This window comes from Bacillus cereus group sp. MG4, assembly GCF_040460055.1.
Lineage (GTDB): Bacteria > Bacillota > Bacilli > Bacillales > Bacillaceae_G > Bacillus_A > Bacillus_A wiedmannii.
In genome coordinates, this window is sequence record NZ_JARVGZ010000001.1 from 4,765,165 (window position 1) to 4,791,299 (window position 26,135).

Below are 26,135 nucleotides of genomic sequence, written 5' to 3' on the forward strand. Positions count from 1 at the left end.
AAAATAATTTCACTCATAAAATATAGGTCTCCTTATTATATATAGATTACATGTTGACATGTAAGGAGGAACATATTTTGCGAGTTAAATATCATTTTCTGCCAAAACAGCAAGTAACATTTTGCAAAATGAACGATTCAGGTGAAGAGGCTTTGCACATTATGAATGAAACGGGATTTCGAGCAATCCCTGTATTAGCAGAAGATGAAAAGAAATTCATAGGGATTATTTATAAAGTAGATCTTTTAGAAAAAAAGTGTAATAGCGGATTAGAGAAATTAAGTACGGAACATATGCTGGGAGATTCCTCTGCATTTATTTTTGAAAAGGATTCTTTTTTTAGAGCATTTTATGTTATTCGTCAACTTCCATTTTTAGCTGTGCTAAATGACTATAATGAATTTGTCGGTATCTTAACGCATTCCAATATATTTGATGTTATCGAAGATTCATTCGGTATGCGGACGGGTGGTTATATATTAACAATTGCAACACAAGATTGTAAGGGAACGATTAAAGAACTTGGGACATTGTTGAAAGCATTTAATATCGGTGGATTATTTACGCTAGATAATGGTGATCAATATATTCGCCGCGTTATCGTAAATATAGCAGATGAGTTAAATGAAAAAAGATTAAAGCAATTAATTGAAAAAATAGAGAAAAAAGGATTCAGGGTGAGTCATGTAGATTATATTTAAGGTGAAAAGGAAAGGTACCAATCTGCTATATGCAGATTGGTACCTTTTTTAGTGCGAGTAATGAATCTTATTTTGAAACAGGAGGTGGAGATAATGCTAAATCAGATAAAAAAATAAAATCTGCATGTTCGCGAATTTTAGGAATAGAAGTTTCTATAACACGTGATGTAATTTCACCTGGAGGTCCAACGTGTCCAATAGCTACCATAATCGGTTTTTCTTGAAGTTTTTTAATAAGTAATTGGGCTTGTTTTGAAATATGTGCCGCTGTATACACATCATCAAAAAATAATTGATTTTCAATAATAGGCACTCCTAATTCTTTCCCGATTTTTGGGACAACACTCTTAGGATTTGTTTTGCTATCTAAATAAAATAAACCGTGTTTTTTACAAGCTGCAAGTATAAGTCGTACAATTCTTTCGTCCGCGGTCACTTTTGATCCCATATGATTGTTCATGCCAATTGCATGCGGTACTTCTTGAATCGCTTGTTCGAGTCGGTTATTTATTTCTTCGTCGCTTAAATCAGTTGTAATTGCTTTTGGTCCAAGCCATTCTTTTTTACCTTTAATAGGTTCCATTGGCATATGTATAATAACTTCGTGCCCTTTCTTATGAGCCGCTATCGCATCTTCCTTTGTGGAAGGGAGAAAAGGCATAACGGCAACAGTCAGTGGAATAGGAAGTGATAACATTTTATCAGTCCCCTTCATATTATTGCCGAAGTCATCAATGACAATAGCGACTTTGTTTGTATGGGCCTTTGCTTGAACAGGAAACAAGAAGGATGGTAAGAACATAGTAAATATAAGCAATGCAATCGTATATTTGCGCATATAAATATTTCCTTTCTATTTTATCCCGCTATTTGCGAGCAGTGAGGAAGGGACAAAATCCCCAATGATTAAATTTCACTTTATCAATCATCATTATGTTTTGCGTTTTTATAAAAATTAAACAAAAAATGTCGAAGAAAAGTATATGGAAAATAGAGAATCCGCTATTTAATTGGTATTTGTAAAAAAAGAAGATGAAAAAAATGTCTATTATTGCGAATGTATTTACAAAGATAGAATAATTTGTAATAATTCTCAAAGTGAGGGTAAAGATTTGTAAATTACAGGGAGAAAATGTTAAATTTTCTGATTCTTCAAATTCAAATATGATTAAGTAGTTAAAAGGCCAATGGAGAAGTAAAGTTGAGAGCATGGAAGTATAATAAGGGGGATATGAATGTTTACTGTAAAAAGGAAGTACACATTAGAAAAGCTTTCACGTGATATTCATATGAAACGTGAAGAAATGATTCAATTAGGTTTAACAAGTGGGTTAAATAGTATGGAGACAATTCAAGTGAGTCAAGAATTGGACAAGCTTATTTTACAGTACCAGCGTTATAAAGAAAAACAAACACCAAAATGGTTATCAATTATAAAGGTACCTATTTTTCAAATTGGATATGAAGGGAAATCAAGTAATTTTTGGCGAATGCTTGTGGCTGGTTTTATGAAATAAGTATAATTACCCTTTTGGGATAAGGATAATTATACTAGGTGTAACGGAATTTCGATATGAACTGTCGTTCCTTCGTTTTCTATACTGTCAATAAAAATATGCCCATTGTACATCTCTACAATTCGTTTACATATGACAAGTCCAAGACCGGTTCCAGTATCTTTATTAGTAAAGAACGGATGAAAGAGGTGTTTTTGAATATGTTTTGGAATACCTTTTCCAGTATCTATAATTTGCAATTGTGCGTGTGTTTCATTGTTTGTTACGGAAATGATTAGTGTGTCACCAGAATTCATGGCTTCAATTGCATTTTTTGTAATGTTTAAAACCACTTGTTTCATATGGTCTTTTGAGCAACGGATATGAACAGGATGGTCTGGCAAATGTAAATGGAATACAATGTTATGTAGATTCGCCTCAGATTGAATAATTAATGCTACCTCATTTAGAATGGTTCTCACATCATATGTTTGTTCAATGATAGCAGTTGGCTTTCCAAGAATAAGAAATTCGCTTACAATTTCATTAATCCGTTCTATTTCTTGTTCGATGACGGAAAAATAAAACTGATCTTGTTCATCTTTATATTTCTCTTTTAATAGAGCGACGAGCCCTTTAATTCCGGTAAGAGGATTACGGATTTCGTGGGCTGTACTAGCTGCAAAAGTTCCAACCAATTCAATTTTTTGTATTTCATTTTGTTGTCTTTCCAGTTTTGTTTGACGTTTTAACAACATATATTGAGCAAGTAAAAATAAAATAGACATTAAAAATAAAGTAGCTATACACTCTATTGCAACCCACTGATATAAAGTTTTTTGATGGATAGGCAATGGAGAAACAGAGACCTTCCAATTTAATCTTTGGAGTGGGGTAGTAAGCATATTAGAATGCGCATCACTTGTTTCGTTATTATCATCGTTGAGAAAAACTACATCATGTTTATCAGTTACTTCAAAATGGTATTGTGGCTTAATGGCATTTAAAGATGATGAAATGTAGTCAAAGCGTAAACTTGCTAACAATAAGCCTGAGATTTCCTTCTGTTTATTGAAAATGGGAGAAGCAATCATAATAGCTTGATGTCCAAGAACACGATCTGTAATGGCTGATGATACAGTTGTTTTCTTCGTTTGCAATACGTCTTGAATATATTTACGATCTGAGACATCAACAGGTGGTCGGTCGCCTTCGGATGCGATTGTAATGATGCCTTCTGGTGTAGCGTAATATAAACCAGAAAAACGTGTATCGTTTCCATCTGTATCATGTACAATTTGTTTAACTCCATTTATATTTCCAGTCTCGGTTCCTACGACCTTTGAGAGCATTTCTAATGCGGAAATTGCTTCACCAAGGTGATGATCTAAATAGTCTCTATATAAAAAGAGAACCGTGTGAGCAGATAGTTTGTTTTCCTGCTTCATTTTATACGAATGATATGAATAAAATGTAGCACCAATTCCTATCGTTGGTAGGATAACAAGCACCATATATAAAACTATGCTGTGGAATTTGACTTTCAAATTTGGTACTCCTTCTTTTTTATTATCATTATATATAAACTATGTTAAAATTGTCATGTTTTTATTCAAGAATCATTCATAATATATTTGGGGAGAGGAAATGAATGAGTGAATACTCATTCGGAATTTACATGAAGTACTAAGTTGTTTTTTCTTTTTATTACTGAGAATTTAAGTGAAGGGTTGAAAGTTGTATGACATCAAATAATGAACGAGAAGATATTTCTCAATCTTTAAAAGTATTTATTGCATTATCTCGTGTACATCGATCTGTTATGGATACTACAAATAAATCTATACAAAGTAACGGGTTAAATCCAACTGAATTTGCTGTATTAGAACTGTTATATCATAAAGGCGGTCAACCACTTCAGCAAATTGGTGAGCGTATTTTAATAGCTAGTGGCAGCATTACATATGTTGTAGATAAGCTAGAGAAAAAGGGACTAGTAAAGAGAATTCCGTGCCCGAATGACAGACGTGTTATTTATGCACAACTAACTGAATCTGGAGAGAGCTTTATTGCTTCTATTTTTCCAGGGCATGAGCAAGTTATACATCAGTCTTTTGAAATGTTAACGAAAGAGGAAAAGGATGAATTACTTGCTCTATTAAAAAAGATTGGAAAATATGAAAAATAATAGTATGTTCCAAAAGAGCTTTGGATAAAGAAATCCAAGGCTCTTTTGTTTACATGTAATTATGACAGCATCTGCCGTATTTTGTTGAAGAATAAGAGGAGATTTGTAAGTAAGCATTGAATTATAGTAGGGATGCACATAATGGAGAGGAGGCTCGTTCATGTCATTTAAAGACTATGAATATAAACGGCCAAATATTGAAGAATTAAAAGAAAAGTTTACTGTTGCTTTAGAGAAGTTTGATAATGCAAAAACTGTAGAAGAACAAAAACAAGTCATCAATTCAATTAACGAAATTCGCAACGACTTCGGTACAATGGGGAATCTTTGTTACATTCGTCATTCTGTTGATACGACAGATGCTTTTTATAAGGAAGAGCAAGATTTCTTTGATGAATTCTCTCCAGTTGTACAAGGATATGGTACAAAGTATTATAATGCGTTAATTCATTCTCCATTCCGTGAAGAATTAGAAGCGTATTATGGAAAGCAATTATTTGCTTTAGCGGAGTGTGATTTGAAAACATACTCTGATGAAGTTGTGAAAGATTTACAATTAGAGAATAAATTGTCTTCACAATATACGCAGTTATTAGCATCTGCAAAAATTGACTTTGCAGGAGAAGAAAGAACGTTATCGCAACTGATTCCATTTATGCAAGGGAAAGAAAGAAATGAACGTAAAGTAGCAAGTGAAGCATATTACGGATTTTTAGCTGAGAATGAGGAAGAGTTAGATCGTATTTATGATGAGCTTGTTAAAGTGAGAACGAAAATCGCCAAATCTTTAGGTTTCAAAAACTTTGTTGAACTTGGATATGCAAGAATGTACCGTACAGATTATAATGCGGAAATGGTGGCGAATTATCGTCAGCAAGTACTTGATTATATCGTTCCCGTTACAACGGAATTAAGAAAGCGACAACAAACACGTATCGGTGTAGAGAAGTTAGCATATTACGACGAAAACTTTGAGTTTGCTACTGGTAATCCAACTCCAAAAGGAGATGCGGATTGGATTGTTAATCATGGGAAAACGATGTATAAAGAGTTATCGGCTGAAACGGATGAATTTTTCAATTTCATGCTAGATAATGATTTATTAGATTTAGTTGCGAAAAAAGGAAAAGCTGGTGGCGGATATTGTACATATATTGAGAATTATAAAGCACCATTTATTTTCTCAAACTTCAACGGAACATCTGGCGACATTGATGTATTAACACATGAAGCTGGTCATGCTTTCCAAGTATATGAAAGTCGTAAGTTTGAAATTCCAGAATACAATTGGCCAACGTATGAAGCATGTGAAATTCATTCTATGAGTATGGAATTCTTTACATGGCCATGGATGAAGTCATTCTTTGAACAAGATGCAGACAAATATTATTTCTCTCACTTAAGTTCAGCACTTCTGTTTTTACCGTATGGTGTATCTGTTGATGAATATCAACATTATGTATATGAAAATCCAGAGGCATCACCAGAAGAGCGTAAGACAGCATGGCGTAATATAGAGAAAAAGTATTTGCCGCATCGTGATTATGAAGATAATGATTATTTAGAGCGCGGTGGATTCTGGCAACGTCAAGGACATATTTATAGCTCGCCATTCTACTATATCGACTACACATTAGCACAAATTTGCGCACTGCAATTTTGGAAACGTGCAAGAGATAATAGACAAGAGGCATGGGAAGATTATGTGAATCTGTGTCAACAAGGTGGAAGTAAATCATTCTTGGAATTAGTAGAAGTTGCAAATTTAACATCACCATTTGCTGAAGGCTGTGTGAAAAGTGTCATTACAGAAATTGAAGCGTGGCTACATGCGATTGACGACACAAAATTGTAAAAAACATGCGCTTTTTTTCACATGTTTAACATCGACATAACGAGAAAATGATGAGATAATAAAAGAAAATTCAGAATACTAAAGAGGTGTTTCTAATAAGGAGCACCTCTTTTCACCAACAAAAAGGGGGGAAAGAAGTATGCTTCAATCTAATATGGATGTGAGTTTAGAAAGTTTGGTGAACTCATTACAGTCTACTCGAAGCACGCTATTATCAGAAATTGAAATGTTAAATGATACAGAAGTGAATGTAAAGCCACGCCGTGATAAATGGAGTATTATTCAAATTTTGCATCACTTGCATTTAGTTGAACAATCAGTTACATCTGCCCTTGTATATGCTTTACAAAAAAATGAAAGAAACACGACTCCATTTAAAGACCTCCAACTTACGCTTGATCGCACACATAAACGAGAAGCTCCTCAGCAAATGGAACCAACAGAAACGTTAATGAAAAAACAGCAAGGAATTCAATTGCTAGAACATTCACGACAAGAACTATTACACGCGCTTCATAGTGTTATAGATGAAAAAGATCTATTTGAAAATGGATTAAAGCATCCTATTTTTAATGAGTTGAATTTGTATCAGTGGGTTCAATTTCTTGAATTGCATGAACAAAGACATCTTACGCAGTTAAAAGAGGCGAAACATGCAATTTTACAGCGATAAGTAGGAAGAAGTGGGAGACCACTTCTTTTTTGATACGTGCATAGTTTTCTTTCTTATTTTGGAATACTACATGGAGAAAGAAAAGAAGGAGTTGAAAAGTATGTCCAACAAAAAGAAAGAAGAAGAGCGCGCTTGGAAAGCACGTAAAGAAAATCAAAAACCACATGGCAAAGTGAAAGCCTTTGCTGAATTAGTTGAAGGAACAGAAAAAACGTGATGATTATTTCATCACGTTTTTTGTATGAGTGGAAAAGTTAATAAGAAGGTTGTACCTGTACCTTTTTCGCTTATAATATCGATTTTTCCGTTCATAGCTTGAACAACACTGAACACGACCATCATTCCAAGACCAGTTCCTTTTTCTTTCGTTGAGTAGAAAGGAGAGCCAGGACGTTTCACTTGTTCGGTATCCATACCGATTCCTGTATCTTTTATATACAACTGAATATGCTTATGATCAGGAACTAATGTGAAATAAAGATCACCGCCTTTTGGCATGGCCTCAATGCAGTTTTTTAAAATATTTAACAAGCATTGATTTAGTTTTTGTTTTTCTCCCGCGATAAAAAAAGAAGTGCTTTGCTTTATATAATGTGTACGTACATTTGCTAAATTAGCAAGCGGTGTAATTAACGATAATGCATGTAGTAGTTCTTCTTCTAACTGTAATCTTTGTTCTTTTTCAATACTTGGTTTTGCAAAGGTTAAATAATCTGTAAGAACGTGGTTTGCTTGTTCGATTCCGTTGATGGCTATGTCGATATATAATTTTCGCTCCTGCTCAGTACATGTATCTGATTGTAAAAGTTGCAAAAATCCTTTCGTTGAAGTTAATGGATTGCGAATTTCATGAGAGATAGACGCTGCCATTTCACCAATTAAATGAAATTTTTCAGCATTCATAAGTTCATTTTGGAGACGAACTTGAGTTTGTAATATGTGTAGTAAATATAAAATAAGGATCGTACCAAGTATCGTACATAACTCATACACAATAATATGTGGTATATAATCAGCCTTGTTTGTAACCTTTGAAAGGAAGAAAGGTATCCAACTAAATCCGTATGTGAGACTGTAGATAATAGCAAGTGCTATTTTTATGCGATTAGAAGTTCGGTTGAAAAATTTGTATGTAAATAATAGGACAATAAATAGAAGGATAGAACCGATAAGCGATGGGAAAACACCTATTCCTCCTAATAAGAAGCGGTATATATTTAATACAACTAATATAGATCCACCAGCAATAGGACCTCCGGTTAATGTACCGACAATTAATACGATATGACGCATATCAAATTGAAATCCATAATTTGTTTTTGCTGCGAAAGTAATACATAGTATAGTAACGAGGCAACATAATACAATAAATATAGCTGAATTTAATTTAGGAGAACGTTTCCCTTTTTGATTCCAAAATAAATGGTATACGAGCATTGTAACAAGGATGAATAATATATTTAAAAAGAGATAAATAATAAAGGGTTTCAGTGGTGTGCCTCCTCTCTTCTCTTCTCGCATTAAATTCATCATACTATAAAATGAAAGAAATGAAATGGAAAAATAGCGGAAAAATCAGAAATTTTTTCTGGTAGTATACAATATGTTACAATAAGCTTTGTCAATGAAAGAAGGAATTCCGTGCATTGCACGGGAGAGGTTCGCGAACTCCCTCTATAAAAAACTATGGAAACAACAATATCTTTAGGTATTGTTTTGTTTTTTTATTGTGACAGTTCAAGAACGTTCTTTCTTCTTATTCGTAGTAGAGAAGGAGAATGAGTGAAATGAAAAAAGAAAAGGCAGTCGTTGTTTTTAGTGGAGGACAAGATAGTACGACATGTTTATTTTGGGCAATAGAGCAGTTTGCAGAAGTAGAAGCTGTAACGTTTAATTACAATCAACGTCATAAACTAGAAATTGATTGTGCAGCGGAAATTGCGAAAGAGCTAGGAATTAAACATACGGTGCTAGATATGAGTCTATTAAATCAACTTGCTCCAAATGCGTTAACGAGAACGGATATGGAGATTACACATGAAGAAGGTGAATTGCCATCGACGTTTGTAGATGGACGAAATTTACTATTCCTATCATTTGCTGCTGTATTAGCAAAACAAGTTGGAGCACGTCATATTGTAACGGGTGTATGTGAAACTGATTTTAGTGGTTATCCAGATTGCCGTGACGTGTTTGTGAAATCGTTAAACGTTACTTTAAATTTATCCATGGATTATCCGTTCGTAATTCATACACCACTTATGTGGATTGATAAAGCGGAAACATGGAAATTATCAGATGAACTTGGAGCATTCGAGTTTGTTCGAGAAAAAACATTAACATGTTATAACGGAATCATTGGTGATGGTTGCGGTGAATGTCCAGCATGTCAGCTTCGTAAAGCAGGATTAGATACGTACCTACAAGAACGCGAAGGAGCAAATAACTAATGGATAATTTCTTTGGATTTCGCATCGTAGAAAATTTGCAAAAAATGGACAAGGATATTCAGCGTAAACAGCTCAAATATCATAATAAAAGAGTAATGGTCAGCAAGGAATTTACATTTGATGCAGCACACCATTTACACTGTTATGAGGGGAAATGTAAAAACTTACATGGTCACACATATAAAGTTGTATTTGGGATTAGTGGATATGTAAATGAAATAGGTCTTGCGATTGACTTTGGAGATATAAAAGAAATTTGGAAGAATGAAATAGAAATTTATTTAGACCATCGTTATTTAAACGAAACGTTACCAGCAATGAATACGACTGCTGAAAACATGGTCGTTTGGATTTATGAAAAGATGGCAGAAGCATTACTAAAAGATAATCGTGCGAACGAATATAAAGGAGCTCGCGTTGAATTTGTTCGTCTATTTGAGACGCCGACTAGTTATGCGGAAGTAAGACGGGAGTGGATGCTTGATGAGTAAAATCCCTGTCTTAGAAATATTTGGTCCGACTATTCAAGGTGAAGGAATGGTTGTAGGACAAAAGACGATGTTTATTCGTACGGCTGGTTGTGATTATAGCTGTGCTTGGTGTGATTCTGCTTTTACGTGGGATGGATCGGCTAAAGATCAAATTAGACAGATGACAGCAGAGGACGTTTGGAACGAGCTTGTAGAAATTGGTGGCGAAAATTTTTCTCATGTTACGATTTCAGGTGGAAATCCAGCATTGCTGAAAAATATTGAGTTTCTTCTTTCTATATTAAAAGAGAATGGAATGCGAACAGCAATCGAAACGCAAGGGAGTAAATGGCAAGATTGGTTACTTCAAATTGATGAGATAACGATTTCTCCAAAACCACCAAGTTCGGCAATGAATACTGATTTTCAGAAGTTAGATGCTGTTATTCAGAAACTAGCAGGAAAAGATATTAGTTTAAAGGTAGTAGTATTTGACGATTATGACTTTGAGTATGCAGTTAATATGCACGAACGTTATCCAGATGTGCCATTTTTCTTACAAGTAGGAAATGATGATACAAAAACGGTGGATGATACGATGTTGATTAAAAAATTATTAGATAAGTATGAGTGGCTGATCGATAAAGCTGTAAATTGTAAAGAGATGAATAATGCAAAAGTATTGCCGCAGCTTCATGCGTTAGTATGGGGAAATAAACGCGGAGTATAATGAGAAGGGATGTTTAAAATGGCAGGAAGATTAGATGAAGATTTAAAAGATGTAACATTATTAGGAAATCAAAATACAAAATATTTATTTGAATATAGCCCAGAAATTTTAGAGGTATTTGATAATAATCATCCAAACCGTGATTATTTTGTGAAATTCAATTGTCCTGAATTTACAAGCTTATGTCCGAAAACAGGACAACCAGATTTTGCAACAATTTATATTAGCTACATTCCAGAACAAAGAATGGTAGAGAGTAAATCTTTAAAGCTATATTTATTTAGTTTCCGCAATCATGGTGACTTCCACGAAGATTGCATGAACGTTATTATGAATGATTTAATTAAATTAATGGATCCGCGTTACATTGAGGTATGGGGGAAATTCACACCACGTGGAGGGATTTCAATTGATCCTTACTGCAACTACGGTCGCCCAGGCACGAAGTATGAACAAATGGCAGACTACCGCATGATGAACCATGATCTATATCCAGAAACAATTGATAATCGTTAATATATAATAGAAAGAAAGGATCTGTATGATATACAGATCCTTTCTTTCTATTATATTATGCATTTTGATTAATGACAGTATAGTTTTTATGACTTACAACTGTAAGAGGTTCCATATCTAGTTCTCTAAAATTTTCCATAATTGTTATATCTACAATAACGGAGTTTTGATTTACTTTTTGAACACGGCCTTGCATTCCACCTTTAAATTCAATGATATCTCCAGTTTCTGCGATCTGCATAAGCAACTCTCCTTGTTACAGTTTTCCAAAAAAAGAATAATTTTGGTTTTTTTTATTTCCTCTTATTTTGAACCATATTGTCTAGTTTGTAAATGTTTCCAAAGTAAAAATTCGAAAAATATTCACATTTTGTAAGAAAATATGCAAGAACTCCAAGTTATTAGAAAAAAAGAACGGTTTAAATGCGTGCATCTTTATATAGGGGTATAATGAAAAGATATACAATAACCTACTAAAGTGGGGGAAATTAGAGGCGGTAAAATGATGTTTGAATTTGTGGGGAGTGTTATAGCATTAACTTTATTTGTATTTTCTTATATAAATTTAAAAAAGATTCGTCATCATGAAACGACTACATATTTTGATGGGATGGATGGTATACATGCTGGGGTCACACATGAGAGTGGCGGGGATATGTAAAGGTGTATAACTTTCTTTTTTTGCGTGGTATGATATTTAAAAATAGTACATAATAGAGTTCGTAAGTGATGAATGGAGAGTGGAAAGAATGAAGATTTCTTTTATTCCTCATGGCCGCTTAGATCGTACTATAGAACGAATGACGGTTACATCCTTTCATGAATGGATGAAAGGATATGACTTACATGCTATAACAGAAAAAGTACCTATACCAATGGAAACAATGGAAGCGATTGAAGCAGCAAAGTTGATTGTAACGAGTGATCAAAGGTGTGCTATACAGTCAGCAGCTGAATTAATGAATTCTCTATCTTTTATGCAAAATTCTCTTTTTAGGGAAGCTGAAATTTCGACGAATTTTTATGCTCCAACATGGTTGAAATGTAAACCTAACGTATGGATGTTTATCGGGCGAACATTATGGATACTTGGTTACCATAAAGGTGTTGAGTCTTATAAGGAAGTAAGAGAGAGGGCAAGGCAAGCGGCTTACTTATTACACCGTTATGCTCTCGTACATGGAAGTATTGCTCTTGTAGGTCATAATTACATTAATGCAATGGTTGGTGCGGAACTGAGAGCGATGGGATGGTCTGGTGCTCCTATTTTACATAGGAAGCCATGGGGATGTACAACCTATACATTCCACGAAGCGATGGATGGAAATGTATTAAATACAAAATTAACATAAAAGCACACGATTTATATATAAATCGTGTGCTTTCTTTTTAAGATATAGAAATTTTGATGTTTAATGTTTTTACGAGATGTGCATAAGGTTCGCCAACAAGCATAACGATTTGATCTTTTTTATAACCTAGTTTTTCATATAGTGAATAGGCACGTTTGTTTTCCAAATTAACAAGTAATGCGATTTTTTCATGCTTCTTTTCAGTTGCATGGATTTCAGCAGCTTCAATTAATTGAGAACCGATTCCTTTTCCGCCATATGCACTTGAAACTGATAATGTATCAATGTAATATTCATCAAGTTCAGCTTCTTTTTCTAACGTAATTGATTCATCTTTATGTAATTCTCTTAAGTAATGTACAATTGGTGCATCAAGACTTGTTGCTTCACTACCGTGATAAGCGACAATAACCCCAACTGCAACCCCGTCTTGTACATATACAAAACAGTTTTCATAGCTCAGTCGATTTCTCTCTTTTGAGAACCATGTTTCAAGTCCTAGTAATACTTCTGTTTCAACTGTGCTGCCTGTGATTTTTTCAGCAATTTCGTGCAGAGCGTTATATAATAAAGGTGCAATTGCCTTCGCATCTGTCTTTTTTGCTTTCCGAATCATAGTATCCCTCCTAGTTCTATTTATATATTGTAACATAGTGGTATGGAACTTTGCATAATTGAATGTCGAAATGTTTGATATAGAGAAGTAGCTATGTTAGTATATGATATTTAGTGGACATATAGTAAAGTGATATCGTTTGTGAATAATGAAAATGAAATGAAGGTATAGCACCTGGATAATTTTACAGTTGTTGACCTATAGAATATACGATAAAATAAAATATTGCATAGAGGTGAAATACATGGATAAAGAATTAGCAAATGCAATTTTGGATCAGCTGAAAAATGGTGAAATAAAGGAGTATGTTGTTACGAAAGATGTATTTTATACGTTCAGAGAAGTTGTAGTAAGTCGAGAAGATTTTAAACATATTATTGGGAACGCACAGCGCGGCGGACAAGTAATTTATACATATTCAGAAACGCCACGTTCGTAACTAGAAGAATATAGGGAGGGGAATTATGGGCGATTTTAAACAAGGCATATTACCACATTGGGATTATATGTGGAAAGATAGAGCTGGAAATAGGTTTATGGGGATGGTAATGTACCCAGAGAAACGAAAATGTTCGGCAAAAATGCTTCAGAAAATAAAAAGAGCATATGAAGAGGCTATAGAAATTAAAGTAACTGTACAAGTTCAACATACATATCAGTACGTAGAAGGAATGATTGTGTACTTTGATGAAGAAGCTCCTGTATGTACAATGATTGATAAAGATGAAAATCCACATCATATATTTGTAAAAGATATTTTGCGTATTCAGCACTCTGAATAATCTTTTCATAAATAAATTGAATTTCCATAATAATAATCTTTTTCTATAATAGTTATCTTTTAGTATGTAACGCGAACCGAAAGTATATGTATAATATTTAATAAAGTAAAATTGATAAATGTAATCGTTTTTTAGAACAGATTATCGTTTCATGTCTGTTCTTTTTTGCGTGATGCTGGAGAAATATATTCCTCCAGCATTTGCCGTTTTATGACAAAATATATTGGCAACTTTTTTAAAAATAAGGTTAAATTCGTTGACAACTTTTTTGAAAAGCACTTTATTGACATGAGTTTTAGAATGTTGTTTCATAGTCATTGTATTGAAAAAAATCGACTGTCTTGTCGAAAAGTAAAATTTAAAAAAAGAAAGAATTTATACATATATCTTGTGTCTTATTTTGAAACGTAATACAATATATAGAGAAATCAAGAAACAACATACAGAGAGTATAGATTGGAGAGGGAGGGTCGGAAATGATAGTTGCATATGATTCTATGACAGGAAACGTGAAGCGTTTCATTCACAAATTAAATATGCCGGCCGTTCAAATTGGTGAAGATCTAGTAATAGATGAAGACTTTGTTTTAATTACGTATACAACAGGTTTTGGCAATGTACCAGAACGTGTTTTAGAATTTTTAGAGCGCAATAATGAAAAATTAAAAGGCGTATCTGCAAGCGGCAATCGTAACTGGGGAGACATGTTCGGTGCAAGTGCTGACAAAATTTCTGCTAAATATGAAGTGCCTATTGTATCAAAATTTGAGTTATCAGGAACAAATAACGATGTAGAATATTTTAAGGAAAGGGTGCGGGAGATTGCGACACATTGAACTGAATAATGAAATCACGCAAATGCAGGACGGTTTTTATCAGCTTCATAAAGATAAAGAGGCATTAGAAGTCTTTATGGAAGAAGCTAGAGAGAATACCGTTCCTTTTAATAGCGTGGCAGAGCGAATGGAATATATGAAAGAACATGATTACTATTACAATGTTCTGGACGAGTATAGCTTGGAGGAAGTAGAAGAAGTATATAACATCGCTTATGGTGAAAACTTCGAGTTCCAATCTTATATGGCAGCATCTAAGTTCTACAAAGATTATGCGTTAAAAACAAATGATCAAAAACAATACTTAGAAAGCTATGAAGACCGTGTAGCAATTGTGTCATTATACTTAGGACGCGGTGATGTTGCGAAGGCAAAACAATTCGCAAGCATGATTGTAAAACAAAACTACCAACCAGCGACACCAACCTTTTTAAATGCGGGACGAAGCAGAAGAGGAGAAATGGTGTCTTGTTTCTTGTTAGAGATGGATGATAGCTTAAATTCAATCGGTTTTAACATTAATACTGCAATGCAATTATCAAAAATCGGCGGTGGAGTAGCCTTAAACTTATCTAAGCTACGCGCACGCGGTGAGCAAATTAAAGGTATCGATAATGCTGCAAGTGGTGTAGTACCTGTTATGAAATTACTTGAAGATTCGTTTTCATATGCGAATCAGCTTGGCCAACGAAAAGGTGCCGGCGCAGTATACTTAAACATTTTCCATTGGGATATTATTGAATTCCTTGATACAAAAAAAATAAACGCCGATGAGAAGAGCCGTATTCAGTCTCTATCAATCGGAATTATCGTTCCAAGTAAGTTCTTCGAGCTTGCTGAGAAAAACGAACCTTTCCATGTTTTCGCGCCTTATACGGTGTATAAAGAATACGGAAAGCATTTAGATGATATTGATATCGATGAAATGTACGATGAATTAATGAGCAATCCGAAAGTGAAGAAGAAGCCGCTTGATATTAGTGCACGTGATATGCTTATTAAAATTGCTATGATTCAGCTTGAGTCTGGTTACCCATACTTAATGTTTAAATCAAATGCAAATAACCAACATCCACTGAAGGATATTGGAACTGTGAAGATGTCGAACTTGTGTTAAATATGTAGCACCTTCTAGTAGAAATGCTAGTCGAAAACTCCGCTAAACGGGGAAAGCCTCAAATTTGAGGTAACCTACCGTGCTAAATCTTATCTTAGAATGAAAATATAAAAGTTCAGAATGTATCTTATTATTTTGTATAGCAGAGTTATGGGACAACATAAAGTAATAAGAGACTTTCTGAAAGATTAAGATAAGTAAAAGCCTAACGACTATCCCTTAGGGGAGTAGAGCGCAAGCGATTGGCGTTCGAAAAGCGGAGCACCTAATCAGGTAATGCTGTAGGTGATGATATAGTCTGTCCTGTATGGTGACATACAGCAGTTGCATGAGCAACGGACTGAGGAGTAGCGGACTCAGTTGAACATTCGAGACAGAAATCTTCCAGCTTCAAGAAACTTCTGAAATTAACGATTACGGTACAGATGACATTATCCGTCGTGATATTAACTGTAACTTAGGGTCGTTAAATATCGTAAATGTAATGGAAAATAAAGAAATTCGTGAAGCTGTTCATGCGGGAATGGAAGCTTTAACAGCTGTGTCTGATATGACGATCATTCCGAATGCACCAACTGTGAAAAAAGCAAATGATGAGCTTCATTCAGTTGGACTTGGCGCAATGAACTTACACGGATATTTATCAAAAAACAAAATCGCATATGAAAGTGCAGAAGCGAAAGAGTTCGCTCGTACATTCTTTATGATGTTAAATTACTACTCTATTGAGAAAAGTATGGAAATCGCTAAAGAAAAAGGCGAAACATTTAAAGACTTCGATAAGTCTGATTATGCGAATGGCACATACTTTGAAAAGTACGAAACGACAGATTACAGCCCAGTAACTGAAAAAGTTCAGCAACTATTTGAAGGAATTCATATTCCAACAAAAGATGATTGGACAAGTTTAAAAGAGCAAGTGAAGAAGAATGGATTATATAATTCATACCGTCTTGCTATCGCTCCAACACAATCTATCAGTTACGTTCAAAATGCAACTTCAAGCGTAATGCCGATCGTAAGTCAAATCGAATCAAGAACATATGCGAATGCGACAACATATTATCCAATGCCGTATTTATCAAAAGATACGTTCTGGTACTATAAATCTTCTTACGATATGAATCAGTTTAAATTAATTGATTTAATCGCAGAAATCCAAGAACATATTGACCAAGGAATTAGTACAATTCTTTACGTTAATAGTGATATTTCAACACGTGAATTAGCACGTTACTACATCTATGCACATAAAAAAGGCTTAAAGAGTCTTTATTATACGAGAACACGTAAGTTAAGCGTGGAAGAGTGCGTAGCTTGTACCGTTTAATATAAAAAGTGAGACATCATGAGCAGGGTTTTCTGAACCCTGCTCATGCTTAGTTATCAATTTTTCATGTTTATTTAGAGAAGGGGCGATTGAATGCGTGCGGTAAACTGGAACAAAAAAGAAGATGATTTTAGTTTAATGTTTTGGAAGCAAAACATCGCTCAGTTTTGGACAGAAGAAGAAATCGCGGTATCTTCTGACAAAAATACTTGGGCACAATTATCAAAAGAAGAGCAGGTTGCTTATAAGCGTGTATTAGGTGGTTTAACACTTTTAGATACGAAACAAGGTGGCGAAGGGATGCCACTTGTACTTGTTCATCTTGAAAATTTACAAGCGAAAAGTGTATTAGCTTTCATGGGAGCTATGGAAGAAGTACATGCGAAGAGTTACAGTCATATTTTCACAACGTTAGCTACTGAAGAAGAAATCGATGATATTTTTGACTGGGTAGACAACCATCCATTACTTGAGAAAAAGGCTGGTATTGTTACTAGTTATTATCGTCGTTTATTAAAGCCTGAAGTAACGAAAAAAGAGTTATACATGGCAATGGTAGCAAGTGTATTCTTAGAAAGTTATTTATTCTATAGTGGATTCTTCTATCCGCTTTACTTAGCAGGTCAAGGTAAATTGACGGCAAGTGGTGAGATTATTAACCTAATAATTCGTGATGAGTCCATTCACGGCGTATTCGTCGGTATTTTAGCACAACAACTCTTCGCAGAACTTTCTGCAGAAGATCAACAAGAAGTGCAAAAAGAAACACAAGAGTTATTAATGGAACTATATGAAATTGAAATGGCATACACAGAAGAAATTTACACTTCTATCGGTCTTGTAGAGGATGTAAATCGTTTCGTTCGTTACAATGCGAATAAAGGACTTATGAATTTAGGACTTGAGCCGAAGTTTGAAGAGGAAGAAATTAACCCAATCGTTTTAAATGGTTTACGTACAGATACGAAAAACCATGATTTCTTCTCTGTAAAAGGAAATGGTTACGTAAAAGCAACGAACGTTGAAAAGTTAGCTGATGATGACTTCGTGTTTGATTTTTAATATATACTCATAAAGAAAAGCTGTCTTATTCATTGATAAGACAGCTTTTCTTTATGAGTTTGTTTACATAACACTATTATTTTTGTATAACGATTTCTGTTTGGAAAGTTCTATCTGGCTAATGGATAGAACTTTTTTGTAATTAAATGGGTATTTACAATCCTTTTGTATCAGTGTATTATTTAACTAGTACACCAATACAAAAGGAGGGAAGAAATGAAAATAGAGTTTTCTCCAAATACACCAATTTACATTCAGGTAATGGAATACATAAAGAAAGAAATTGTAACAGGAAGTTTATTGCCTGGTGATAAAATTCCCTCTGTACGTGAATTAGCGAGTGAATTACAAGTAAATCCAAATACGATTCAGCGTACATTTCAAGAGTTAGAACGGGATGGGGTTGTTGTAACGCGTAGAGGAATGGGACGATATGTAACGAATGAAGGGGAGAAAATTATGGAGCTGCGAAAAGAGATGGCGAAAGAATTACTTCATTCTTTTATAGATGGAATGGACAATTTAGGTTTTTCAGAAGAAGAAATTCTTACAATCCTTCGCTCTTCATTACATGAGAAGAGGGAGGAGAGCGAATGACAGAGTTATTAAAAATAGAAAACTTATGGAAGAGATACGGGTTAAAAGCAGTGATCCGTGAATTAAACATAGAGATTACGGAAGGGAAAATTATAGGACTCGTTGGAGATAACGGGAGCGGGAAAACGACGTTATTGAAAATGATTGCCGGTCTGCAGCACCCTTCCGAAGGTAGTATTACAATCGCTGGTAAAAAGGTAGGATTAGAAACGAAAGAAATTGTTTCTTTTATGTCGGATAAACCAGTATTTGATGATTGGATGACGGTAAAAGATTCTTTATTTTTCTATCGAGATTTCTATAAAGACTTTGATATTCAAAAAGCGGTAGATACGATTGCGGAATTTAAAATACCGTTAGAAGAAAAAATTACAGCTTTATCAAAAGGTATGGTTGAAAAGCTACAAATTATTTTAACATTTTCGAGGAAAGCGAAGTTATACGTACTAGATGAACCGCTGGGTGGAATTGATCTTGTTTCTAGAGAACACGTATTAGAACTTATTTTACAGTTTTATCGCGAAGATTGTACCATTTTAATTGCAACACATTTAATTGGAGAAGTGGAAAATATTTTTGACGAAGTAATCTTTTTAAAAGATGGTGAAAGTGTACTGCATGAAAATGTAGAGGAATTACGTTTCCAACGAGGAAAAGCTGTTACGGATTTGTTTAAGGAGGTGTTTAGTAGATGAAGGCCAGTTTAATATATATGTACAATGCGAATAAAAAACAAATTTTTATTTCGTTATTGTCATTCATATTTATTGCAGCTGTCGCTTTTGTAAGTATGGGGAATTATATTAAACAAGAATCAGGAGAAGTAAGGCAAATGATTACAATTGCTTTAGTATTCTTAGTTTATTTAATTTTTGCGGTATTAGTATTTCTGCAGGCGATGTCTGCGTTTGGGAAAATGACTGAAAGTAAATTATTTCGGTTAACACCGATATCTGGTAAAAAAATTGTTTTAGCAATATTGTCATATGCAGCAATTAGCTTAATGTGTTTTGAATTAATAGGTGTTATATTTTTCTATAGTATTTCGATGAAAGTAATAAAAGGTACAGAACTTTATGAATTGTTATTTACCGAAAGTACACTTACACTAGATATGGTAAAGCAGTTATTTAGTAGCGTGTTATATGTATTTAATTTATCAAGTGTATTGTTAGTTTTACTTTTTACAGTAGCTGGCGTTAAAGTATTTTCTTTGAAAAAGAAAAAAATGGAGTATGTAATTATTTTCTTCTTATTTTTACTAGTAACGAAAGTAATCAATATGATATATGAAATGCTGGGCCGACTTGCGCCTATACCTACTTTTATTAAAAAATTAGTTTATATAGATGAATCGGCGGATATGAATCTCATACTATATCCAGAAAGACTTATGAATTTATATAGTCTTACTTTTTCAATCGGTATATTTGTTCTACTTGTTTATATAACAGGTCGCATAATCGATAAAAAACTAGAAGTCTAAAGGAGGAATCAGAATTGGGAAATGTAGTAGTAAAGTTAGAGAATGTTCGAAAAAAGATTGGTGGGACGGAAATTATCCGTGGTTTATCATTTGAAGTTCGTGAAGGGGAAGTGTACGGGTTTCTTGGACCGAATGGTAGTGGTAAAACGACGACAATTCGTATGATGACAGGTCTTATATCAATGACAGAGGGCGATATTACAATTTGTGGTCATAGTATTCGCACGGAGCGTGAAAAGGCGCTAGAGCAAATTGGAGCGATTGTAGAAAATCCTGAACTATATGATTATATGACTGGAATGCAAAACTTAAAGCATTTTGCGAATATGGCAATTACACCAATTAGTAAAGAGCGCATTGCTGAGATTGTAAAGCTTGTTGAATTAGAACATGCAATTCATAAAAAGGTGAAAACATATTCACTTGGTATGAAACAACGTCTAGGAATTGCACAGGCATTACTTCATCAGCCGAAAATCTTAATTTTAGATGAGCCGACAAATGGATTAGATCCAGCTGGTATTCGCCAAATTCGTGATTATTTACAACGTTTAGCGAAAGAAGAGAATATTGCTGTAATCGTATCAAGTCACTTATTAAGTGAAATTGAACTAATGTGTGATCGCGTCGTTATTATTAAGCAAGGTGAGTTTGTGCAAGAGTACAACTTACATGAACAAGCGAAACACGATGAGACAGTAGTTGTAGCGTTTGAAGTAGATCAAGTACAGAAAGCAAATGAAATCATTAAAGGTAAGACGCAAGGAAATGTAATTGCAGTATCTGTAATGAAAGAAGAAATCCCACAACTTGTAAAAAAACTTGTAAATGACGATGTGCTTGTATACGGAGTTACTGTTCAAACTAAAACGTTAGAAGATGAGTTCTTAGCGATTACAGGGGGAGTGAAAGCGTAATGTTTAAATTAATTCAAAATGAATTTTTAAAGTTACATGCGAAAAAAGGTATGTATATTTTAATTGGTGTCATTGCAGTATTGGAGATTTTGGGAGTTTTAGCGATGCTGAAATGGGGAGACGGAAGTGAATTTAAAGGATCATATTTAGATTTTGCAAGTTCAGAGATTGGTTTAATTACTTTGTTTGCAACAATTTTTGGGATTACGATTGCTTCTCGTATGATTACTGATGAGTTCCAAAAAGGTACAATTAAGCAGTTATTAATCCGTCCAAGAAAACGAATGACAGTTTTATTCTCTAAATATATTACAGTGTTACTTACTATAGTATTTATCATATTTGCTAGCACGTTAATTGCAATGATCATTGGCGGCATTGTAATGGATGGTAGTAAAACAGAATTAACGGTAGGAATCGTAATGAAATCTACTTTATATCAAGTACTTTCGCCGTTCTTCTTTGCGACGCTTGCATTTTTCTTAGCAAACGTATTTAGAAAATCTGTATTACCATTAATTATTACGATGTTCCTCTTCTTTTTACAAGGACCAATTAATATGGTACTGATGATGTTTGCAAAAGGTGTAGCTAAATTTGTAGTGTTTTTCCATTTAAATTTAAGTGTGTACGATAGCAATAAACTAGTAAGTGGCGGAACGGAACCAACATTTACAGAGTTTACATTTACAACTTCATTATTACTTGTAGCTGCATACTTTATTGTATTACTTGTAGCATCAAGTGCATTATTCCAAAAACGTGACGTATTATAATAAAAGAAATCCCCGCTTGTATAAACGGGGATTTTTATTACATAACTTTCTCCTATCTTTCAGCTTAAAGAAAAGCGATACGGTATATTAAATAAAATGATTACTATATATTTTAAGAGATATGCTATTTGAAAGTATATGAGAGAAATAGGAAGATTTTCAACTATATTCATATTATAATTTAGCTATCCAATCATTTATTTTTATTATCTTTGGGGGTGTTCTATATGCACTATGCATTTTCACGTATAAGGCTACGTAGCTTTTTTGGATGGATGATTATAGGATTGTTCCTTACGATGATCCCATTAGGTCTATCAAATGTTTCTGAGAATACGATGGAGGTTATTTCACAAATAACTGTGTTTTTTGTATTTCCATTATTTTGGTTATACGTAAAAACAAATAAAAATAATGTTGTATTTAATAGTTTTTTTGATAAGCCAGGACGTTTACCGTGGGGATTAATTGTATTAGCAACGATAATGGGAATGATTTTTTCAGTCGGTATATCTCATATTCAATTTTACATATTAGCACATACGTTACCGAATTTCTTAGTTACTATGCTAGAAGACGGAAATGTTATTAATACGAGTAACATATATATGACGATATTTACTTTCATTTCAGCATGTGTATTAGCACCTATTATGGAAGAGGTTATTTTTAGGGGATTCTTTTTACAGCGAATGGCTCATAAATGGGGAATTAAAAAAGCTGTAATCATATCTTCACTTATTTTTGGTCTAGGACATTTTGATGTTATTGGTGCGTTCATGTTTGGTGTTGTAATGTGTCTTTTATACATAAAGACAAAAAATATATGGACGAATATCGCTGTACACGCTCTAAATAATTTGATTGCAACAAGTATGCAATTTGTCGGTGGAGAAGAGAGTAGTGCAATTTCAATTCTTGAATTACAAGCGCAAAGTAATTTATGGATCGGTATCGGTCTGACAGTTGTTGGATTACTTTGGTTAATTCCTTACGTTTGGAAGCAATGGCGTACAGTAAAAGAAGTAGGTGTGCCACCAGTACGTTTTTTTAATGAGGAAAAAGTGGTGAGTGCATTACAAGAAAATGAAGTGTATAGTCAAGTGATCGTAACAGATAGACTGATGGCTGTAGAGCTACCAGATGAAGCAGTAAATAAGCTTCGGTTAGAAGAAAATGATTATGTAACAGTATCTGTAGAAGAAGATAAAATCGTTATAAAGAAAGTGCATGATAGGTAATTAAAAAGTAGCTCCTTAAGAGCTACTTTTTAATTTGTAATAATTTCTACACGAAAATTATTACCGTTCTTTACATATTTAATATCTGTAACAGTGCGGACTGTTTTTAAAATCTCCACTTTTTCACCAATTCGAGGGATAGTGGGAACATTATCCCAAATGCCAAGTAAGTCATCTAATTGTGCCGTTTTTTCATAAAACCAGATTTTCAATGTAAAGCCCCTTTCCCGAACTTTATGTATTTTAATACATGATATATTATTTTTATTCTTAATGTAAGGGGTTTTTAAATGTTTTTTGAATAAAAATAAATTAATTTTCTGGGAATATATGTTCAATGTCCGGAGTAAGAGATACTTCTGATAATACGATATGAGAAACTGTCGTTGCATATGAAGAAACATCATTGATAAAATCTTCAAGTTCAACGAGTGAAGGAACAGAAATTTTTACAATGTAACATAAGCTTCCTGTTACTCGGTAACAAAAACTTGCAGATGGATAAGACTGAATAAACTGCTGCATACGTGTTGTGTCACCATTTTTTAAAGTGATTTCTAAAATACAATCTAAAACAAGTCCTGCTTTTTTATAATCGATATCGATTGTGTATTTTTGAATAACGCCTTCACTTTCAAGTTTGCGAACACGTTCTGCAGTAGACGGAGCAGATAAGTTTACTCGTTTCGCCAATTCACGCATGGAAAGGCGACTATCATTATATAATTCATTTAAAATCTTTCGATCAACACGGTCTAGTTGCATTTGTAAATATACCTCCAATAAAATAATGATTTTTGTAAAGGAAAAATATAAATTAAGATTCATATGAAATGTAAAGTGAACCTTATTTATTTTACAATAAAACAGAAGGAAATAGGAGGGGAAAAAATGGAGAGAATTTCATTATCAAATGTAGGAGATACAAAGTTTCAAAAATTATTAGGCCATAATCCGGATCTATTACATTCATGGAGTATGGTAGAGAATACACTATATAGTAAAGGAACTCTGTCGGCAGAGCTGAAGGAGCAAGTAAGACGAACATTAGCGTACGGGAATGAATGTCCGTACTGTATGGCAAAGGGAAGACCTGATGATATGCAAAGGGTAGAAGAAATGAGTGTCGCAGTTACTTTTGCACATATATTTGTTCACGATAAAAAGGCGATAGATGATAATATGTTTCATGTATTGAAACAATATTGGACGGAAAAAGAAATTGTAGAGCTTTGTGCTTATATTTGTTTTATTACTGCGTCACAACAATTTGGTTTTCTGTTTCAATTACAGCCGAATGAAAGGGAAAATGAAGAATCATCAAACAGCACTTATCATAATTGATGTACAAAAGGCGTTTCAACATGAAGAGTTTGCTACGATTGTGACGACAAAAGAAGTTTTAAAATTATTTTAAGAAAATAATTGCGAATTATGTAGAAAAAAATAAGAATATTTCGTATAATCTAAGTACAATCATTTTGAAAATAGGGGTGGCATCATATGGAGCAAATTCCGGTAAAGAGAATAGAAGAAGTACTAGTTGTAGCAGGGGATGATAAACAAAAGCAGAAGGAATTTTATGAATTGCTCCTATCTACTGAGTTTTATGTTGCTGGTTCACTAGAAGCAGAGGAAGGGGCAACAGAAGGAATACTTCGTTTGCGTCATTTCCAAGGAGAGGGTAGATGGATCGTTCCGTTCTTTACACAAATGGAATTTGTAAAAGACGTGTTGCCAGAAGGAACGCCCCTTATTACGATACGTGGAAAAGAATTATTTGGTAGCATTGAGAAAGATGCTACAGCAGTATTAAATGTTGGCACTGATATAAGTAAAACATTTATTCCAGAAGAAGTTGCAGATATCGCATCTGGACGAATTTTTAATTATTATAAATAAAAGGAAAAGCGGAATCGCTTTTCCTTTTTAATTTGAATACGGATTGGCTACGCCAGAAGAAATAGAGAGTGTTTTATTATTTGTATTTATTGTCGCTGTAGCTCCAAGAGGAATCCCAATGTTTGGGCTTATATGTCCAATCGGTAAACCGAATAGGACAGGTATATGATATGGTGCAAAATATTCATATAGTATTGTTTGCAATGATTGAGATGGTTTAGAAGGAGTGCAGTCGTGACAACTTGTAAAAATAACACCGCTACATTCATTAAACTTTCCAGATAAAAGTAGCTGATTTAACATACGGTCAATGCGATACGGTTCTTCCCCAATGTCTTCAAGCAACAAAAGTTTATTCGCCGTATTTATCTCATAGGGTGAGCCAATTATACTCGTTAATACAGTTAAATTTCCTCCCGTCAATGTGCCTGTAACTGTACATGGAGAGGTAGGTACGATACATTCTGAAGCAGGTAAGATGGTGGAATACGGATGAAATAGTTGATTGAAAGAAGATAAAGAAAGAGAATCTACAACTTTTCCTAATTCTTCAACCATTGGGCCGTGGAAAGTAACGAGCTTTGCATAACGTGAAAAGGCCGTATGTAAAGCTGTAATATCGCTATATCCCCAAAAGATTTTTGGATTCTGCTGAATGATTTCATATTGAATGTGAGGGAGGAGACGAGCACTTCCGTAACCACCTCGTGCACAGAAAATGGCCTTTACTTCATGATTTGTAAATGCTTCATGTATATCATCAATACGAACTTGATCACTTCCAGCTAAATATCCATACTTCTCATAAACACTCTTCCCGAGTACTACAGATAAACCCATTTCTTGTAATACGGTTACACCTTTTAATACATTTTCAATTGTTGGTGGCCCGGACGGTGCAATAACCATTACTGTATCACCTTGTTGTAACGCATTTGGATATATCATTGTTTTCAGCCTCCTTCCCTTTCAATATATTCGCTTCCTATGAAGTTCAACCCTTGTAAAAGAAGGGGAAAGTTTGTCAAATAAAGAAGATATA

Annotated in this window: 33 protein-coding genes, 1 pseudogene and 1 riboswitch; of the genes and pseudogenes, 26 read left to right on the forward strand and 8 right to left on the reverse strand. The window is 34.1% G+C overall.

Translation table 11 applies throughout. From position 1 onward, the window contains the following. Positions 1–77: 77 nt before the first annotated feature. Positions 78–701, forward strand: a complete 624-nt coding sequence (cbpA, locus tag QCI41_RS25040; RefSeq protein WP_353836388.1) for a cyclic di-AMP binding protein CbpA — start codon at positions 78–80, stop codon at positions 699–701. Between the two features lie 67 nt (positions 702–768). On the opposite strand, the gene QCI41_RS25045 is transcribed toward cbpA, so the two are convergent. Continuing rightward, the gene (locus tag QCI41_RS25045; protein WP_001234116.1) at positions 769–1,539 is read right to left on the reverse strand and encodes a divergent polysaccharide deacetylase family protein; all 771 of its coding nucleotides are present in this window, start codon (positions 1,537–1,539) and stop codon (positions 769–771) included. Positions 1,540–1,936: 397 nt separating this feature from the next. Here QCI41_RS25045 and QCI41_RS25050 point away from each other — a divergent pair, with 397 nt between their 5' ends. After that, positions 1,937–2,218, forward strand: a complete 282-nt coding sequence (locus tag QCI41_RS25050; RefSeq protein ID WP_000495533.1) for an aspartyl-phosphate phosphatase Spo0E family protein — start codon at positions 1,937–1,939, stop codon at positions 2,216–2,218. A gap of 29 nt (positions 2,219–2,247) precedes the next feature. Here QCI41_RS25050 and QCI41_RS25055 read toward each other — a convergent pair whose 3' ends face one another. After that, complete coding sequence (locus QCI41_RS25055) at positions 2,248–3,744, reverse strand: DUF3149 domain-containing protein (protein WP_098189700.1); 1,497 nt, start codon at positions 3,742–3,744, stop codon at positions 2,248–2,250. A 194-nt stretch (positions 3,745–3,938) separates the two neighbouring features. Here QCI41_RS25055 and QCI41_RS25060 point away from each other — a divergent pair, with 194 nt between their 5' ends. From QCI41_RS25060 to QCI41_RS25075, 4 genes are all read left to right on the forward strand, one after another. Further along, positions 3,939–4,385 (forward strand): MarR family winged helix-turn-helix transcriptional regulator, encoded by a 447-nt coding sequence (locus QCI41_RS25060; protein WP_000203344.1) that lies wholly within the window; start codon positions 3,939–3,941, stop codon positions 4,383–4,385. A gap of 160 nt (positions 4,386–4,545) precedes the next feature. Continuing rightward, a complete protein-coding gene (locus QCI41_RS25065) occupies positions 4,546–6,240 on the forward strand; it encodes a M3 family oligoendopeptidase (RefSeq protein WP_353836387.1) in 1,695 nt (564 codons plus the stop codon). Positions 6,241–6,379: 139 nt separating this feature from the next. Next, on the forward strand, positions 6,380–6,913 hold the full coding sequence (locus QCI41_RS25070; protein WP_000941972.1) for a DinB family protein: 534 nt from the start codon (positions 6,380–6,382) through the stop codon (positions 6,911–6,913). A gap of 100 nt (positions 6,914–7,013) precedes the next feature. Then, positions 7,014–7,130 (forward strand): DUF6254 family protein, encoded by a 117-nt coding sequence (locus tag QCI41_RS25075; protein WP_000066280.1) that lies wholly within the window; start codon positions 7,014–7,016, stop codon positions 7,128–7,130. Positions 7,131–7,141: 11 nt separating this feature from the next. Here the strand turns inward: QCI41_RS25075 and kinB are convergent, their stop codons facing one another. After that, positions 7,142–8,350, reverse strand: coding sequence for a sporulation sensor histidine kinase KinB (gene kinB, locus QCI41_RS25080; RefSeq protein WP_353838801.1), 1,209 nt, complete (start codon positions 8,348–8,350; stop codon positions 7,142–7,144). Positions 8,351–8,563: 213 nt separating this feature from the next. After that, a riboswitch (PreQ1 riboswitch) is annotated at positions 8,564–8,607 on the forward strand. 93 nt (positions 8,608–8,700) lie between these two features. Between kinB and queC the strand changes: the two genes are divergently transcribed. The 4 genes from queC to queF are packed head-to-tail and all read left to right on the forward strand — an operon-like array spanning position 8,701 to position 11,079. After that, the gene (queC, locus tag QCI41_RS25085; RefSeq protein WP_000711595.1) at positions 8,701–9,363 is read left to right on the forward strand and encodes a 7-cyano-7-deazaguanine synthase QueC; all 663 of its coding nucleotides are present in this window, start codon (positions 8,701–8,703) and stop codon (positions 9,361–9,363) included. Then, positions 9,363–9,854: a 6-carboxytetrahydropterin synthase QueD gene (gene queD / locus QCI41_RS25090; protein WP_000368411.1), complete on the forward strand. Its 492-nt coding sequence runs from the start codon at positions 9,363–9,365 to the stop codon at positions 9,852–9,854. Before queC ends, queD begins: the two co-directional genes overlap by 1 nt. Further along, a complete protein-coding gene (gene queE, locus QCI41_RS25095; protein ID WP_000036277.1) occupies positions 9,847–10,563 on the forward strand; it encodes a 7-carboxy-7-deazaguanine synthase QueE in 717 nt (238 codons plus the stop codon). Before queD ends, queE begins: the two co-directional genes overlap by 8 nt. 18 nt (positions 10,564–10,581) lie before the next feature. Further along, entirely contained in the window at positions 10,582–11,079 is a 498-nt protein-coding gene (gene queF / locus QCI41_RS25100) for a preQ(1) synthase (RefSeq protein WP_000918895.1), read from the forward strand. 55 nt (positions 11,080–11,134) lie between these two features. On the opposite strand, the gene QCI41_RS25105 is transcribed toward queF, so the two are convergent. Beyond that, positions 11,135–11,320, reverse strand: a complete 186-nt coding sequence (locus QCI41_RS25105; RefSeq protein WP_001165081.1) for a YkvS family protein — start codon at positions 11,318–11,320, stop codon at positions 11,135–11,137. A gap of 264 nt (positions 11,321–11,584) precedes the next feature. Here QCI41_RS25105 and QCI41_RS25110 point away from each other — a divergent pair, with 264 nt between their 5' ends. Together QCI41_RS25110 and QCI41_RS25115 are read left to right on the forward strand one after the other, a co-directional pair. After that, positions 11,585–11,740 (forward strand): hypothetical protein, encoded by a 156-nt coding sequence (locus QCI41_RS25110; protein WP_002096778.1) that lies wholly within the window; start codon positions 11,585–11,587, stop codon positions 11,738–11,740. 88 nt (positions 11,741–11,828) lie between these two features. Then, positions 11,829–12,431 (forward strand): histidine phosphatase family protein, encoded by a 603-nt coding sequence (locus QCI41_RS25115; RefSeq protein WP_353836386.1) that lies wholly within the window; start codon positions 11,829–11,831, stop codon positions 12,429–12,431. A 37-nt stretch (positions 12,432–12,468) separates the two neighbouring features. Here the strand turns inward: QCI41_RS25115 and QCI41_RS25120 are convergent, their stop codons facing one another. Further along, positions 12,469–13,047: a GNAT family N-acetyltransferase gene (locus QCI41_RS25120; protein ID WP_353836385.1), complete on the reverse strand. Its 579-nt coding sequence runs from the start codon at positions 13,045–13,047 to the stop codon at positions 12,469–12,471. A 244-nt stretch (positions 13,048–13,291) separates the two neighbouring features. Here QCI41_RS25120 and QCI41_RS25125 point away from each other — a divergent pair, with 244 nt between their 5' ends. The 12 genes and pseudogenes from QCI41_RS25125 (at position 13,292) to QCI41_RS25180 (ending at position 23,191) form a co-directional block, all read left to right on the forward strand. Beyond that, positions 13,292–13,486 carry a hypothetical protein gene (locus QCI41_RS25125; RefSeq protein ID WP_000356682.1) on the forward strand — a complete coding sequence of 65 codons (195 nt, stop codon included), beginning with the start codon at positions 13,292–13,294 and terminating at the stop codon, positions 13,484–13,486. 25 nt (positions 13,487–13,511) lie between these two features. Further along, complete coding sequence (locus QCI41_RS25130) at positions 13,512–13,829, forward strand: hypothetical protein (protein WP_353836384.1); 318 nt, start codon at positions 13,512–13,514, stop codon at positions 13,827–13,829. A 476-nt stretch (positions 13,830–14,305) separates the two neighbouring features. Further along, the gene (gene nrdI / locus QCI41_RS25135) at positions 14,306–14,665 is read left to right on the forward strand and encodes a class Ib ribonucleoside-diphosphate reductase assembly flavoprotein NrdI (RefSeq protein ID WP_000634376.1); all 360 of its coding nucleotides are present in this window, start codon (positions 14,306–14,308) and stop codon (positions 14,663–14,665) included. Then, positions 14,652–15,779, forward strand: a pseudogene (locus QCI41_RS25140) (ribonucleotide reductase N-terminal alpha domain-containing protein); the annotation flags it as partial. The gene nrdI and the pseudogene QCI41_RS25140, both read left to right, overlap by 14 nt. A 382-nt stretch (positions 15,780–16,161) precedes the next feature. Further along, positions 16,162–17,112, forward strand: coding sequence for a ribonucleotide reductase large subunit (locus tag QCI41_RS25145; protein WP_319805905.1), 951 nt, complete (start codon positions 16,162–16,164; stop codon positions 17,110–17,112). A gap of 93 nt (positions 17,113–17,205) precedes the next feature. Continuing rightward, positions 17,206–18,174, forward strand: a complete 969-nt coding sequence (nrdF, locus tag QCI41_RS25150) for a class 1b ribonucleoside-diphosphate reductase subunit beta (protein WP_097890383.1) — start codon at positions 17,206–17,208, stop codon at positions 18,172–18,174. A 216-nt stretch (positions 18,175–18,390) separates the two neighbouring features. Beyond that, entirely contained in the window at positions 18,391–18,771 is a 381-nt protein-coding gene (locus tag QCI41_RS25155; RefSeq protein ID WP_097918466.1) for a GntR family transcriptional regulator, read from the forward strand. Then, complete coding sequence (locus QCI41_RS25160) at positions 18,768–19,466, forward strand: ABC transporter ATP-binding protein (protein WP_046958220.1); 699 nt, start codon at positions 18,768–18,770, stop codon at positions 19,464–19,466. The genes QCI41_RS25155 and QCI41_RS25160 overlap by 4 nt, the downstream gene beginning before the upstream one ends. Beyond that, the gene (locus QCI41_RS25165) at positions 19,463–20,257 is read left to right on the forward strand and encodes an ABC transporter permease (protein ID WP_353836383.1); all 795 of its coding nucleotides are present in this window, start codon (positions 19,463–19,465) and stop codon (positions 20,255–20,257) included. The genes QCI41_RS25160 and QCI41_RS25165 overlap by 4 nt, the downstream gene beginning before the upstream one ends. A gap of 14 nt (positions 20,258–20,271) precedes the next feature. Then, positions 20,272–21,174 (forward strand): ABC transporter ATP-binding protein, encoded by a 903-nt coding sequence (locus QCI41_RS25170; protein ID WP_046958218.1) that lies wholly within the window; start codon positions 20,272–20,274, stop codon positions 21,172–21,174. Then, positions 21,174–21,950, forward strand: coding sequence for an ABC transporter permease (locus QCI41_RS25175; protein WP_046958217.1), 777 nt, complete (start codon positions 21,174–21,176; stop codon positions 21,948–21,950). Before QCI41_RS25170 ends, QCI41_RS25175 begins: the two co-directional genes overlap by 1 nt. 227 nt (positions 21,951–22,177) lie before the next feature. Then, the gene (locus QCI41_RS25180) at positions 22,178–23,191 is read left to right on the forward strand and encodes a CPBP family glutamic-type intramembrane protease (RefSeq protein ID WP_353836382.1); all 1,014 of its coding nucleotides are present in this window, start codon (positions 22,178–22,180) and stop codon (positions 23,189–23,191) included. Between the two features lie 29 nt (positions 23,192–23,220). On the opposite strand, the gene QCI41_RS25185 is transcribed toward QCI41_RS25180, so the two are convergent. Continuing rightward, positions 23,221–23,403 (reverse strand): DUF3913 family protein, encoded by a 183-nt coding sequence (locus QCI41_RS25185; RefSeq protein ID WP_000707107.1) that lies wholly within the window; start codon positions 23,401–23,403, stop codon positions 23,221–23,223. 100 nt (positions 23,404–23,503) lie between these two features. After that, positions 23,504–23,956 (reverse strand): Lrp/AsnC family transcriptional regulator, encoded by a 453-nt coding sequence (locus QCI41_RS25190; protein ID WP_001175493.1) that lies wholly within the window; start codon positions 23,954–23,956, stop codon positions 23,504–23,506. A gap of 63 nt (positions 23,957–24,019) precedes the next feature. On the opposite strand from QCI41_RS25190, the gene QCI41_RS25195 reads away from it, so the two are divergent. Beyond that, positions 24,020–24,535: a carboxymuconolactone decarboxylase family protein gene (locus QCI41_RS25195; RefSeq protein ID WP_353836381.1), complete on the forward strand. Its 516-nt coding sequence runs from the start codon at positions 24,020–24,022 to the stop codon at positions 24,533–24,535. 159 nt (positions 24,536–24,694) lie between these two features. Further along, complete coding sequence (locus QCI41_RS25200) at positions 24,695–25,093, forward strand: SseB family protein (RefSeq protein WP_243499727.1); 399 nt, start codon at positions 24,695–24,697, stop codon at positions 25,091–25,093. 27 nt (positions 25,094–25,120) lie between these two features. Here QCI41_RS25200 and QCI41_RS25205 read toward each other — a convergent pair whose 3' ends face one another. After that, the gene (locus QCI41_RS25205) at positions 25,121–26,041 is read right to left on the reverse strand and encodes a S66 peptidase family protein (RefSeq protein WP_353836380.1); all 921 of its coding nucleotides are present in this window, start codon (positions 26,039–26,041) and stop codon (positions 25,121–25,123) included. Between the last annotated feature and the right edge of the window lie 94 nt (positions 26,042–26,135).